The sequence below is a fragment of the Dehalococcoidia bacterium genome, assembly GCA_025054935.1.
Taxonomy (GTDB): Bacteria; Chloroflexota; Dehalococcoidia; order SpSt-223; family SpSt-223; genus JANWZD01.
Genome location: JANWZD010000015.1, coordinates 32,975 through 46,179, shown reverse-complemented (window position 1 = coordinate 46,179; position 13,205 = coordinate 32,975). Strand labels below are relative to the sequence as shown.

Below are 13,205 nucleotides of genomic sequence, written 5' to 3'. Positions count from 1 at the left end.
CCGCTCGGAAGCGGAGGAGGCGGGACAGGAGGATTATTTCTCTCCAACGCGGAGCGGGAGCCCGGCAAATCCCTCGCCAGTTGCGATCTCGCGAACGTTGCGGAGGCCTGCCTCACGCATCATGGCGAGGAAATCGAGCGTAATGAAGTCAGCGGCGTACGGCTCGCCGTTATAGCGCCGGCTGAAGTCGAAGAAGTAGGCAACGAGCGGAGGCAGCGCCGGGCCAAGCGTCTGAAAGTCGACGATCGCGACGATCCCGCCCGGCCGTGTCACCCGACGCATCTCGGCCAGCACCTGCGGCATCACCTCGCGCGGGAGCTCATGGAAGAGAATGTAGCTGAAGACGATGTCGAAATACTCATCGGGGAAGGGCAGCCGCTCTGCGAGCGCTTGCCGGAAGTGGACCGGCAGCCCCATCTCGACAGCGCGCTTATGCGCATACCGCACCATCGGCGCCGCCGCGTCGATCCCCCACACCTCGGCCTGAACGAAGCGCTGCTTGAGCGCGGTAGTGCTCTGGCCGATTGAGCAGGCGACATCGAGCACGCGGTTCACCACGCCATCCGCGGGGGCCGGGACGCGATTGACAAAGCGGGTCTGGATGTCGTCGCGGTCGTTCTGGCCGAGGAAGAAGATCTTCGTGCCGTAGTGGTAGATATACCCGGCAAGCGGGTCAGCGTAATAGCTGCCGGGCTGGATATGAAACTCGACCTTGGCAAAGTAGTCGGGATACTGAAAGTTCGGGTCCCACTCGACCGAGCCGATTGGCGAGCGCTCCGCCGCCTCCAGCTCGGCGAGCAGCTCGTCCTTCCGCTTGGCGTAGGTGTCGATGACGCCTCGCCACATCATCTCTTGCGTGGTGCGCATGATGCGGTTGCGCGACGCGATAATCGGCACGGGGTCGAGAGCCCGCTTGGCGTCGTCAACTGTCTGGGGCAGGCGGCCCGTCTGGCGCTGGTAGCGCGTGATCGCTGCGCCGGCCGCCTCGCGCAGCTGCGGGTCGAGGGCGCTGGCAAAAACGCGTGCGCCCTCGACAAAGGCGAGGTACGACTCGTCGTCGCGTTCGGTCGCTCGGGGCATCGTGCCGAGTTTGCCGCGGTTCATGGGACCCCCTCGTCATGTCGCTGCTGAGATGATAGGGGGAGGGCGCGCCCGCTGTCGAAGAGAGTTGACAGGAGCGCCGCCGCGATCGCATACTTGAGCGCACGCGGAAGTGGCGCAGCGGTAGCGCGTCTCCTTGCCAAGGAGAAGGTCGCGAGTTCGAATCTCGTCTTCCGCTCCGAGGTGTCAGGCGCCGAAGTGGCGGAATGGCAGACGCGCCTGTCTCAAAAACAGGTGAGGCTCACCCTCGTGTGGGTTCGACTCCCACCTTCGGCACCTCGGGGGGCCGGGAGTCCAAACCGCTGGGGAATCGTCTAGCGGTAGGACATCAGACTTTGGATCTGAGTGCCCAGGTTCGAATCCTGGTTCCCCAGCCCAAAACGTGATCCCCGATAGCTCAACGGTAGAGCGGGCGGCTGTTAACCGCTAGGTTGTAGGTTCGAATCCTGCTCGGGGAGCCACAACGCAGCGCTTCTCACGCCTCCTTGCAGGTCGCTCTGGAGCCTGCCGAGGAGGCGTCGATTTTCTCTGAATCATTCACTTCCACCCGCCGTCTCTTCCCTGCCTGCGCTGTTCGCCTCAGTGCGCGTCCGGCTTGGGTGCCGCCTGCATCTTCCGTCACCGTGGAACTGCTCAGCACCCTCCTCGCACGGCGCCTCTCATTTGCAGTCGCAGAACGCCAAGAGGCGCGGAAGAAATAAGGGGAGGAATGTCTCGACCGTGAACTGCGGCGACGGACTGGAGTCGCAGAACGCCAAGAAGCGCGGAAGAAATACCGAGAGGGCACAGCGTGAAGCGCCGAAGTGAGCAGGCAGTCGCGCCGCAGGCCAGCCCGTCGCGGCAGGGGGGCATCGCGACAGGCTGGCTGTGCCCGCACGCGCGAACTGTCGCAAAGAACGAGGAGGTGCTCTATGCAGACGCTCCCGCTCGAGCAGGTCGTGCTTACCAACCACGCCCTCCGCCGGCTGAACGGCCGCCGCATTCCGTTTGACGCCGTTAGAACGGTGATGACGTACGGTCGTGCGGTTTGGGTGCTTGGCGCGCGGGTCTTCGTCGTCGGGCAGCGCGAGGTGCGGCGCTGGCGCGACCGCGGCATCGATCTCCGGCCGTTCGAAGGGATCCACATCGTTGCGACCGCAGAGGGAACGGTCCTCACCGCCTACCGCAATCGCAACCTCCGCCGCTTGCGGCGAAATAGCCATCGGCGCCGCCGCAGACGGCCGTGGAGCTAGCCACCCAGCGACGGACTCGCAGAGACAGGCGTTCCTGCCGGCACCACCCAAGACGAATGAACACCTAGCGGTTCTTCGAATAGTCGAACTATAATAGTTCTCCAATACAATGGGAGACACAACGATGGAAGAACAAAAGCAACCTACTTCTCGCATGATCGAACTGCTCGCGGCGTGGCTGAACGGGCTCCAGTTCGGCACCCCGCTAGCGCACAAAGGGCTCACCCTTGTTCCTCTCTACTCACCCGAACCGGGAGAAACCGCGCGCTACCAGACGCTTGCAGAGGCGATTGCGGCTGGTCTGGTGACGGTGTCTGAGGCGAAAGCGGCGAGGGTGCCGACGCTCGCGCTGACGAATCGAGGGCCGCTGCCCGTGTTCATCCTCGACGGCGAGGAGTTGGTGGGCGGCCTGCAGAACCGGATCGTCAACACGACGCTGCTTGTCCCCGCTCGATCCACCTTCACGCTGCCGGTGAGCTGCGTCGAGCGCGGCCGCTGGCGTGAAACGCGGCCGGTCTTCGAGCCGGGAGAGACGGCGTACCCTCGCCTGCGCCGTGGGAAGTTCGATCACGTGACCGCATCGTACGCCTTGCGCGGACAGCCGATCGCCGACCAAGGCGAGGTCTGGGCCGACATCGCCGAGCGGCAGCACCGCCTCGGCGCGCGCTCCGCTACCAACGCGATGCGCGACTCCTATGTCGCCCGCGAGGCAGAGGTGCGGAATGCCCAAGAGCAGCTGCGCTGTCCCGAGGACGGCCCAGTCGGGGTGGCGGCGCTCGTGGGCGGGAAGGCTCTGTGCGCCGATATCTTCGATCACTCCGCCACGCTTAAGGCCTACTGGAACCGGCTGGTGCGCTCGTATGCGCTCGAAGCGCTGGAAGCGCAACCGGCCGAACCGTCACCGGACGCCGTCCGGCAGCTCCTCCAGCGCGCGCTCACCGCTGAGCACCTCGTCTTCGCCTCGCCGGGGCTCGGCCACGACGTGCGCCTGAACGGGAATGACCTCGTCGGCGCAGCGCTCATCTGGGACGACGTCGTCGTTCATACCGCCCTATTCGCGCGGGAGGGTGAGAGCTCCCTGCCTCAGCGCCTGCGCGGGCGCTGGCACGCACGCTAACCATTCCGCCGGGCAGCGCGCTCGCCGATCCAGCCCCGCTGCGGCGAGCGCGCGCCGACCGGCGCGTGCGCCGGAGGCGTGTCATCGCCGCCACGCGCCGGCGCCGATACCGCGGGAGCGGACTGGCAGCTCCGCACGCCGCTGGCCGGCAGCGCCGTGCCCAACCCCACGCTCATACCGCGACGCCTCGCCCTGCCGCGAGCAGAGCGATGTCCGCCTTCCTCTTGTCAGCATCTTGTCAGCATCACGCCCTTCCGACTCGGTTTGGGAGAGCGGCGCCGGCGCTCGAAGCGCATGGGGGAGCGCGCGGCGGCTGAGAAGTGCCGGTCCGCAACGCCGCCCCTGCTCATCGGCGCTCTCGCCGGGCGCGACAGCGGCGGGCCGATCGCGCGCTGCCGCCCAGCGGGTTCAGAGCGGACCCGCGACGCAAGCGGCTCGGCATCATCTCCGTCATTGCCGCTTCTGGCAGCGCCGCGGCCGCCTCCGCGCGCTGCCGGCAGCTGCGGTCCCCCGCGCCTCTTGTTCCTCGCTCTCGGGTGTTCTGCTGGTACGCGGGCTGCGACGGCAATGCGCGACGAGGATGCCGCCGCTCGGCGTGACGAGGCTGCGGGCCGACGCCGCAGCCGCCGCAGGGAGCGACGCTCCTTCGGCGCGATCGCGCGTGGGCGCCCCTCCTCATCGCCGCCGTTGTTTGGGCGCTGCGTCTCTCCTGCGCTTCCTGTCGAGAAGGACTGGCCGTCTGTACGAGGAGCTTGCCGCCGTGTCAGCGACCCCTGCTGCCCCGCCTCGTCGGTCTGCGCCGCCACGCAGCCGGAGGAAGCCCTGCAGTGGGAAGAAGACGGACACGGGTCGAGGCCGCGGAGCGACGCGGTCGCCGGCGCGCCTCCTCGGAGCGCGCCGCGCTCTCGTCGGGAGAACGACAGCCGCGCAAGACACGCGGCGGACCGGCCGTGAACGATAGGCACTATGGTATACTGGCGAAGCCGGCGGGCTTCTCGCCGGTGCCCTCGCTTGTGCCAAACCGTTCGACGCAGAGGTCGGACACGAACCAACGGAGGCTCTTCGATGGTCAGCGCTGCCACCGGAACGAAGTGGGTCTACCTCTTCCACGAAGGCAACGCTTCAATGCGCGACCTGCTCGGCGGCAAAGGCGCCGGTCTCGCCGAGATGACCAACGCCGGGCTTCCCGTCCCTCCCGGCTTTACGATCACCACGAGCGCCTGCGTCGCCTACACCAACGCCGGCGGCGTCTTCCCGCCCGGGATGTGGGAGCAGACCCTTGAAGCACTTCACGCGATTGAGCAGGCGACCGGCAAGCGCTTCGGCGACCCCGCCAATCCGCTGCTCCTCTCCGTCCGCTCGGGCGCGAAGTTCTCAATGCCCGGGATGATGGACACCGTCCTCAATCTCGGGCTGAACGAAGAGACCCTGCAGGGACTGATCGCTCTCACCGGCAACCCTCGCTTCGGCTACGACGCCTGGCGACGCTTCCTCCAGATGTTCGGCAAGGTCGTTCTCGACATCCCCGCCGAGCGGTTCGAAGCGATCCTCGAGGAAGTGAAGCGCGAGCGGGGAGCCGCGCTCGACACGGACTTGACGGCCGATGCTCTCCGCGACGTCGCTGAGCGCTATCTCGCCTGTGTCCGCGAGGTCACCGGCAAAGAGTTCCCCCGCGACCCATTCGAGCAGCTGCGGCTTGCGATCGAAGCGGTCTTCCACTCTTGGAACAACCCGCGAGCAGTCGCCTACCGCGAGTTCAACAAGATCCCCCACGACCTCGGCACCGCGGTCAACATCCAGACCATGGTGTTCGGCAACATGGGAGATGACAGCGGGAGCGGCGTCGCCTTCACGCGAAACCCTGCCACCGGCGAGCGCCGGCTGTACGGCGAGCTCCTCTTCAACGCCCAAGGGGAGGATGTCGTCGCCGGCATCCGGACCCCAAAGCGGATCGACGAACTGGAAGGAGAATTTCCCGCCCTCTACCGCCAGCTCGTCGACATTGCGGAGCGGCTCGAGCGGCACTATCGCGACGCGCAGGACTTGGAATTCACGATCGAGCGCGGCACGCTCTACATGCTGCAAACCCGCGCGGCCAAGCGCACCGCTGCCGCCGCCGTCAAGATGGCGGTCGATATGGTCGGCGAAGGGCTGATCACGAAGCAGGAGGCGGTGCAGCGCGTTGAGCCGGAGCAGGTTGTCCAGCTGCTGATGCCCCGCTTCGATGAGCAAGCCAAGGCAGCGGCGATCGCCGAAGGCCGCTTGCTCGCCACCGGCTTGAACGCCTCGCCAGGCGCAGCGACCGGCCTCGCTGTCCTTTCTGCCGACAAAGCGGTCGAGTGGGCGAACCGCGGCCGGCGCGTTGTGCTCGTCCGCCCCGAGACAAACCCTGACGACGTCCACGGCATGATCGTCGCAGAAGGAGTGCTCACCGCACGCGGCGGCGCCACCAGCCACGCCGCGGTGGTAGCGCGGGGGCTGGGGAAGCCGTGCGTTGCCGGCACCGAGGCGCTGCATGTCGATACCGAAGCGGGCACCTTCGGCGTCGACGGGCGCCTTTTCCGCGAAGGTGAGGAGATCTCAATCGACGGCACCACCGGCGAAGTGTTCATCGGCCGCATCCCGACGATCGACCAAACGTTCGCTGAACTGACGGACCTCCGCACCCTGCTCGAATGGGCCGATGAGATCCGCCGGCTTGGGGTGTGGGCCAATGCCGACTACCCCCGCGACGCTGACCGCGCCGTCCAGTTCGGCGCTGAGGGGATCGGCCTCTGCCGCACCGAGCACATGTTCTTCGAAGAGGAGCGGCTTCCCCTCGTCCGCCAGATGATCCTCCACGCCCGCGACGCGCAAGCCGAGCTCGACCGGATTGACGCGCTCCCCCCGAGCGAGCGGGCGGCTGCCCGGGCCAGGCTGCGCGAGCATGAGGCAGTTCGTCTCTATCTTGACGCTCTCCACGAACTTGAGCGGGTGCAGACCGACGACTTCCGCGGCATCTTCCGCGTTATGGCCGGCCGACCGACCGTCATCCGCCTGCTCGATCCGCCGCTCCATGAGTTTCTTCCCCGCTATGAAGACCTGCTGCGCCAGATTGAGCACCTCGAACGCGAGGGCGGGTCCGCCGACGAGTTGGCCGAACTGCGGAAAACGCTCGCGACGGTCGAAGAACTGCGCGAAGCAAACCCGATGCTCGGCCTGCGCGGCTGCCGCCTCGGCATCCTCTATCCGGACATCTACGCGATGCAGGTCCGGGCGATCTTGAACGCCGCAGCCGACCTGATCGCCGAGCACATCCCCGTCCGCGCCGAAATCATGATCCCCCTCGTCGGCCACGTCAACGAACTGAAAGTGGTGCGGGACCGGCTCGAAGCGGTTGCCCGTGAGGTGCAGGAGCAGCGTCGGCAGACCATCCCTTACAAGTTCGGCACCATGATCGAAGTGCCGCGCGCGGCGCTGACCGCGGATGAAATCGCGCCCTACGCCGAGTTCTTCTCCTTCGGGACAAACGACCTGACGCAGATGACCCTTGCGATCTCGCGCGACGATGCCGAGGGCAAGTTCTTGATGCACTATGTCAACCGCAAGATCTTGCCCGTCAATCCGTTCCAACAGCTCGATCAAGCGGGGGTCGGCAAGCTGATCACACTCGCTGTTAAAGAAGGACGCCGGGTCAATCCCAACCTGCAGCTCGGCGTCTGCGGCGAGCACGGCGGCGACCCGGCCAGCATCGCCTTTTTCCACGCCGCCGGATTGGACTATGTCTCCTGCTCGCCGTTCCGCGTTCCCGTGGCGCGACTAGCAGCGGCCCAAGCAGCATTGAGCGCTCACGAACGCGACCGGTGAGCTCTCCCAGTACGCGGGAGGGGCAGACGCGGCTGTGACGGCGATCGACGAGATCAAAGCCCGTCTCGATATCGTCGACCTCGTGTCGCCGTTTGTCAGCCTGCGCAAATCTGGACGGAGCTATCTCGGACGCTGCCCGTTTCACGAAGACCGCACGCCCTCCTTCGTCGTCTACCCCGACACGTGGAGCTTCCACTGCTTTGGCTGCGGCGCCAATGGCAGCGGCTTCGACTTCATCATGCGCCAGGAGGGGCTCAGCTTCAGCGAGGCGCTGCGCAAGCTCGCCGCCCGGGCCGGGGTGACGCTGCCCGAGCGGTCCGCTGACCCCGTCGCCAAGGAGCGCCGCAGCCGCCTCGAGTCGCTCGTTGAGGCGGCTGCCGCCTACTTTCGGGATCGGCTCGCCGCTCCAACCGGCGCCGCCGCGCGCGCCTACCTTGCCGAACGCGGCATTGAGCGAGAAACTATCGACGAGTTTGGGCTCGGCTACGCGCCGGGCGGCGGAGATTCGCTGCTGCGCTATCTCCGCGGGCTCGGCTATTCCTCCCAAGAGATTGTCACTGCCGGCTTAGCCGTCGAGCGCGACGATGGGCAGCGGCTCGCCGACCGGTTCCGCAACCGCCTTATCATTCCGATCCGCTCCCGAGAGGGCAAGACGATCGCCTTCGGCGCCCGCGCGATCGCCCCCCACGATCAGCCGAAGTACCTGAACTCGCCGGAAACTCCGCTCTTCAGCAAAGGGAGCACGCTGTTCGCCCTCGACCGCGCCGCCCAAGCGATCCGGCGCGCCGACCAAGCAGTCATCGTCGAGGGCTACTTCGACGCCATCAGTGCTCATCAGGCCGGCGAGCGCAACGTCGTTGCCCAGCTTGGCACCGCCCTCACCGAGCGGCAGGTGCGTCAGGTGCTGCAGCTGACCAAGCGGATTGTGCTGGCCCTCGACGCTGATGCCGCTGGCCGTGAGGCGACGTTGCGCGGGCTGACGGTAGTCCAGGCGGCGGCCGGCGAGGTGGTCACCCCGGTTGTCGACTGGCGCGGGGTTGTGCGCTTCTCGGCACTCAGCGATATCGACCTGCGCATCGCTGCGCTGCCGGCCGGCATGGACCCCGACGACCTGTTCCGCCACGAGCCCGCGCGGTGGCGCGCCCTCGTTGCCGAGGCGAAGCCGGTCCTCGAGCATCTTTTTGCCGCCGTGCTCGACGGCGCAGATCTCTCGACCCCCGAGGCGGCCGCGCGCGCCGCCCGCCTGCTGCTGCCGGCGATCCGCCAGGTGCCCGACGCCGTTGTCCGCGCACGCTATCTTCAGCGCCTCGCCCGCCATCTCGGCGTCGACCCGCGCGTTCTCCTCGCCCAGCAGGCTCCGCCGCCGCGGCCCACCCTGCGCAGCGCCTCCGCCCCTCCGCCCCTCAAGCTTGCGCCCGAGCGAACCCTAGAACACTATGCGCTGGCGCTTCTGATGCGTTTCCCCTCGCTTGACCCTGCTGCTGCCGGACTGACAGCCGAACTGTTCGAGGGCCTGCTCGAACGGCAGCTCTTCGTCAACCAAACTGCTGATGACGAAACTGTTGGCGAATTAAAGGTTCGGCTTGCTACCTTTCCACTGCACGGCATCACCGAAGCGAACGCCGACCAGGCGCTGCGGGAGGTCGCACGCCGGCTTCGCGACCGCTACCACCGCCGCACCATCCTCGGCGCCGCCGCTGCCGACAATCTCGACTACCTCGCGATGGCCGGTGACGAAACCGGCCGATTGCTCGCCGTGTGGAAAGCGCGGGAGCTCAAGGAGGAGCGCTGATGTCCGAAAGCCGCGACCAGGTCCACGAGTTCGTCACCCTGCACTTCCAAGACCTCGGCATCTCACCCGCTGACGGCCCGCTCTTCCCGAACTCGCTCGGCGGACTCAGCCTCTCTCCTGACCTCGTTCCCCAGCCGGGCGAGATCGATTTCGGCGACCTCGAGGCAGAGGGCGGCTCCGACCCTGTGCGGATGTATCTGCGGGAAATCGGGCGGGTTGCCCTGCTCACCGCCGACCAAGAGAAGCAGCTGGCCCGCCAGATCGAAGATGGACGCCGCCTGCGCCAGGTCGAGGCGAACTTGCCGGCAGTGCTCTCCAAGCCGGCCACGCCGACCGAGGTCTACCTCGCGATCTACGGCAATATCGCGGGTGCCACAACGCTCCGCCGCGCCTTGTGGGAGATGATCGGGCGCGAGGAGCCGCCCAGCATCCTTGAGGCCGTCTACGGGGAGCCGCTCCGCGACCTGCTCGCATCAAGCGGCCCGCCCGACCTGAGCTGGCTCGCTGCCCGGCTTCGCTGCCCGGAAGCCGCCGCTGAAGCAGCGTTTCTCCACTACTCGATCGACCTGCATCTCCTCGCCCCTGAGCTCGTCGGCTGGCTCAGCGAGCCGTCCCTCACCGATCAGGGACGCTGCTTTCCCTCGGAGGAGGTGATTCGAGCGCTCGTCCGCTCCCAAGAAGCGGCGATTGCCCGCCGCTTTGAGCGCATCCATCGCGATGCCGAAGCCGCCGAGCGCACCCTGATTGAAGCAAACCTCCGCCTCGTCGTTTCCGTGGCGAAACGGTATGCCGGGCGGGGCATGGCCATGCTCGACCTCATCCAAGAGGGCAACCTCGGCCTGCTGCGGGCCGTCGCGAAGTTCGACTATCGGCGCGGGTTCAAGTTTTCCACCTACGCCACTTGGTGGATCCGACAAGCGATCAGCCGCGCAATCGCCGACCAGTCGCGGACGATCCGTATCCCCGTCCACATGGTCGAAACCATCAACCGGCTGATCCGCACCGCTCGAATGCTGACCCAGCAATTCGGCCGAGAGCCGACCCCGGCGGAGATCGCAGAAGAATTGGAGCTCCCGGTCGAGCGCGTCCACGAGATTCTCAAAGCCGCTCAACTGCCAATCTCGCTCGAGACCCCGATCGGAGAAGACGACGACAGCCACCTCGGCGATTTCATCGAGGACCAAAGCGTCGTCGCGCCGCCCGAAGCGGTCACCGCTCAGCTGCTGAAGGAGCAGGTCGACGGCGCGCTCAAGACCTTGCCGCCGCGCGAGCGCAAAGTGCTGCGGCTGCGCTATGGCCTCGAAGACGGACGAGCGCGTACTCTTGAAGAAGTGGGGCGAGAGTTCGGTGTCACGCGCGAGCGCATTCGCCAAATCGAGGCGAAAGCGCTCCGCAAACTGCGCGCCCCCAGCCGGAGCAAGCGCCTGCGTGCCTATCTCGACTAGCGACCTTCCGGCGCGGCTCGCCGCCGCGCTTCACAGCCGAGAGCGGTTTATCCTTCCTGCCGCGGAGCGGCGCCAGCTGCGGGAAGGCGCCGTGCTCGCGCTGCTTGTGCCGCAGACCGACGATTTCGCGCTGGTCTTCACCCGCCGCACCGACCAGGTCGCGACCCACAAGGGGCAGATCGCATTTCCTGGCGGCGGCAGCGAGCCGAGCGACCGCACCCTCTGGGATACCGCGCTCCGCGAAACGTACGAAGAGCTCGGCATCCCGCCCGCCTTGATCGAATATGTCGGCGCGCTTGACGACCTCGCCACCACCAGCCGCTTCGCTCTCACTCCTTTCGTCGGCCTGATGCGTGCGCGGCCGCGCTATGTTCCTCAGGAAACCGAGGTCGCCGAGGTGTTCGAGGCGCCGCTCCAGCACTTGCTCCATCCGGCGAACCAGACAGTGTATCGCTACGAGCGCGACGGTCTCTTCGTTGTCTCCCCGGCCTTCCGGTTTGGCAACCACCTGATCTGGGGCGTGACCGCCCGTATCCTCGAGGGATTGGTCGGCATCCTCCGCGCCTTGCGCAACGAGTAGCACCGCCGCTGGACAGCAAAAGGGAGGCCCCGCCGAACGGGAGCCTCCCTGCGTCACGCGGCGACGCCCCGGCCGTCCTCCGAGCGCCGCGGCGTCGCCATGCTCTCGCGCTTATTCGGTGCGATAGACGCTGTCGAAGGTGTAGTAGGCCGGCACTTCGCGGGCGAACCCCTCGATCTTGGGAGCGCTCAAGACAAAGCTGGAGGTCGCGATAAGGAAGATCATCGGCACCTCATCGGCCCACGCCTTTCCCGCCGCTTGGAGCAGCTGCCGCCGCCGGTTCGGGTCGGCCTCCGCATAGGCCTCGCTGAGCAGGCGGTCCATCTCCGGCACGCACCAGATGACAAGGGCGGGCGGCCGGTCGCACTTCAGGAACTGCCAAGTGAAGGTGAAGATCCCATTCGGGTTGTTGCCGCCCGCCGAGATCATCTCCTTGCGCGGGCGCTGACCGAGCGCGATCTGGACGTACTGCGCGAACTCGTTCGGCGTGATGTCATACTCGATGCCGATGTCGCGGTGCGCACTCTGAACGGCTTGGAAGAGCGGCGCAAACTCAGCCGCGGAGATATCGATGCCTTGGAGCTTGAAGCCGTTCGGATAGCCCGCCTCGGCGAGCAGTCGCCGCGCGAGGGCCGGGTCGTAGGGATACGGCCGGATCTGGTCGTTGAAATTCAATGTCCCCGGAACCGACAGCTGGCCGATCGGGATCCCGTAGCCGCGGTAGAGCGTCCGCGCGATTGCGTCCTTATCCACGGCATAGTTCATCGCTTGGCGAACGCGCTTGTCGGCGAGCGGTGTGGTGGCAATCGTCTTCTGGTCGAAGATGATGTTAGTGTAGCTATCCGGCTTGGCGTCGACCTTGATGTTGTCGCGCTTGGCCTGCTCGACAAGCTCGACGTTCGAGATCCCGATCGCGATATCCAGTTCGCCCGTCCGCAGCCCGTTGATGCGCTGCCCCTGCTCTGGAATAACGCGCCACCGCACTTCCGTCGCGATCGGCTTGCGCCAAGGATGCGGATCACTGCGCAGCCGGTAGACGACCACGTCGCCCTGACGATACTCAACAAATTCGTAGGGCCCCGTTCCCGCTCCCTTCGGATTGACCGAGAGCTCGCGCAGCCCACCGACTTGCTCCATCACCTTCTTCGAGACGACGAAGATGTTCGCGCCGAGATAGGGCATCGAGAAGTCGCGCTGCCGGATCAGCACATCGAAGGTGTACTCATCGACAACCCGCGCCCCGCTGACAAAGACGAGCTGATTGCCCACCGTGTTCGCCGGGGACGGCTGGAGAAGCGTCTGAATCCAGTTGACAACGTCCTCGGCCGTCGCCTTGTCGCCGTTGCCGAAGACGAGGTCCTTGCGCAGCGTCCAGCGCCAAGCGCTGTTATCCGGCAAGATCTCCCACTTCTCGGCAGCAGACGGACGAATGTTGTAGTTCGCGTCCAGATTGATGAGGTTATCGAACTGAAGCGAATAGAGCGTGATACTGGTCGCTGCGCCTTCAGGGGTAAGGGTCGAGGGGTTGGCGCTTGTCCCCACGCGCAAAGTCTGGTCAGCAGCGCGGCGCGGCCCCGCCGGCTGCTGCGCTCCGCCCGTCTGCTGAGGCGTAGCTGCCGGCGCGCAGGCCGCGGTGAGCGCAACTACCCCGAGCAGTAATCGTCCGAGGAACGCCCGCATACCTCTTTCCTCCTCCTCGTGTGACCACGGTTAGGTCTCGACTGGTGCGTCCGACGTGATTATCGAGATCATGTCAAACTCTGTCGACAATTTCTCGGTTCACGGCCGCCAGCCCATCGAGTTCCGCCTCCGTCGCGCTGCCGCCGACGCTTTTCCCTGCGCGCTGCGGCAGAGCTTGCAGCGCCAACCTCCAATCCGATCCTGAAGCGGCCGCGGGGGTGGCTGCGCTCCCGCCGCCGGCAGCCTGCCGCACCCTCGCCGAGCAGGCAGCGCCGCAGCATCCTTCGTCAACCCAGTGTATCCCGTCAGCGGGGACAGGGATGCCAACAGGCGCCACGGGAGCGGGGCTCCTGCCGCTCAGCGGCGATGGGCTGGCGCTCACCGACAATGACCCGCCTGCGGCGCTTTTCGA

8 protein-coding genes and 4 tRNA genes are annotated in these 13,205 nt (G+C 66.5%); 10 read left to right on the top strand and 2 right to left on the bottom strand.

What is annotated here, in order from left to right; all coding sequences use genetic code 11:
* Positions 1–33: 33 nt before the first annotated feature.
* Positions 34–1,104: a class I SAM-dependent methyltransferase gene (locus NZ773_14185; protein MCS6803071.1), complete on the bottom strand. Its 1,071-nt coding sequence runs from the start codon at positions 1,102–1,104 to the stop codon at positions 34–36.
* Positions 1,105–1,207: 103 nt separating this feature from the next.
* On the opposite strand from NZ773_14185, the gene NZ773_14180 reads away from it, so the two are divergent.
* The 10 genes from NZ773_14180 to NZ773_14135 all read left to right on the top strand — a co-directional run bounded on the left by NZ773_14180 (position 1,208) and on the right by NZ773_14135 (position 11,113).
* Positions 1,208–1,279: transfer RNA gene (locus NZ773_14180), tRNA-Gly, on the top strand.
* 14 nt (positions 1,280–1,293) lie between these two features.
* A tRNA-Leu gene (locus tag NZ773_14175) sits at positions 1,294–1,377 on the top strand.
* 27 nt (positions 1,378–1,404) lie between these two features.
* Positions 1,405–1,475 (top strand) — tRNA-Gln (locus tag NZ773_14170).
* Positions 1,476–1,487: 12 nt separating this feature from the next.
* Positions 1,488–1,562, top strand: a tRNA-Asn gene (locus NZ773_14165).
* Between the two features lie 450 nt (positions 1,563–2,012).
* A complete protein-coding gene (locus tag NZ773_14160) occupies positions 2,013–2,333 on the top strand; it encodes a DUF4258 domain-containing protein (GenBank protein MCS6803070.1) in 321 nt (106 codons plus the stop codon).
* A 154-nt stretch (positions 2,334–2,487) separates the two neighbouring features.
* The gene (locus NZ773_14155; protein MCS6803069.1) at positions 2,488–3,450 is read left to right on the top strand and encodes a hypothetical protein; all 963 of its coding nucleotides are present in this window, start codon (positions 2,488–2,490) and stop codon (positions 3,448–3,450) included.
* A 1,065-nt stretch (positions 3,451–4,515) separates the two neighbouring features.
* On the top strand, positions 4,516–7,296 hold the full coding sequence (gene ppdK / locus NZ773_14150; protein MCS6803068.1) for a pyruvate, phosphate dikinase: 2,781 nt from the start codon (positions 4,516–4,518) through the stop codon (positions 7,294–7,296).
* Between the two features lie 34 nt (positions 7,297–7,330).
* Positions 7,331–9,088, top strand: a complete 1,758-nt coding sequence (gene dnaG / locus NZ773_14145) for a DNA primase (GenBank protein ID MCS6803067.1) — start codon at positions 7,331–7,333, stop codon at positions 9,086–9,088.
* Positions 9,088–10,533, top strand: a complete 1,446-nt coding sequence (gene rpoD / locus NZ773_14140; GenBank protein ID MCS6803066.1) for an RNA polymerase sigma factor RpoD — start codon at positions 9,088–9,090, stop codon at positions 10,531–10,533. Before dnaG ends, rpoD begins: the two co-directional genes overlap by 1 nt.
* The gene (locus tag NZ773_14135) at positions 10,517–11,113 is read left to right on the top strand and encodes a CoA pyrophosphatase (protein ID MCS6803065.1); all 597 of its coding nucleotides are present in this window, start codon (positions 10,517–10,519) and stop codon (positions 11,111–11,113) included. The genes rpoD and NZ773_14135 overlap by 17 nt, the downstream gene beginning before the upstream one ends.
* Positions 11,114–11,224: 111 nt before the next feature.
* Here the strand turns inward: NZ773_14135 and NZ773_14130 are convergent, their stop codons facing one another.
* On the bottom strand, positions 11,225–12,793 hold the full coding sequence (locus tag NZ773_14130; protein ID MCS6803064.1) for an ABC transporter substrate-binding protein: 1,569 nt from the start codon (positions 12,791–12,793) through the stop codon (positions 11,225–11,227).
* Between the last annotated feature and the right edge of the window lie 412 nt (positions 12,794–13,205).

Excerpts from the sequence above, each read along its gene's own strand:
- NZ773_14185 (MCS6803071.1), bottom strand. The coding sequence starts at position 1,104 with ATGAACCGCGGCAAACTCGGCACGATGCCCCGAGCGACCGAACGCGAC.
- rpoD (MCS6803066.1), top strand. The coding sequence starts at position 9,088 with ATGTCCGAAAGCCGCGACCAGGTCCACGAGTTCGTCACCCTGCACTTC.
- NZ773_14130 (MCS6803064.1), bottom strand. The coding sequence starts at position 12,793 with ATGCGGGCGTTCCTCGGACGATTACTGCTCGGGGTAGTTGCGCTCACC.
- ppdK (MCS6803068.1), top strand. The coding sequence starts at position 4,516 with ATGGTCAGCGCTGCCACCGGAACGAAGTGGGTCTACCTCTTCCACGAA.
- NZ773_14160 (MCS6803070.1), top strand. The coding sequence starts at position 2,013 with ATGCAGACGCTCCCGCTCGAGCAGGTCGTGCTTACCAACCACGCCCTC.
- NZ773_14155 (MCS6803069.1), top strand. The coding sequence starts at position 2,488 with ATGATCGAACTGCTCGCGGCGTGGCTGAACGGGCTCCAGTTCGGCACC.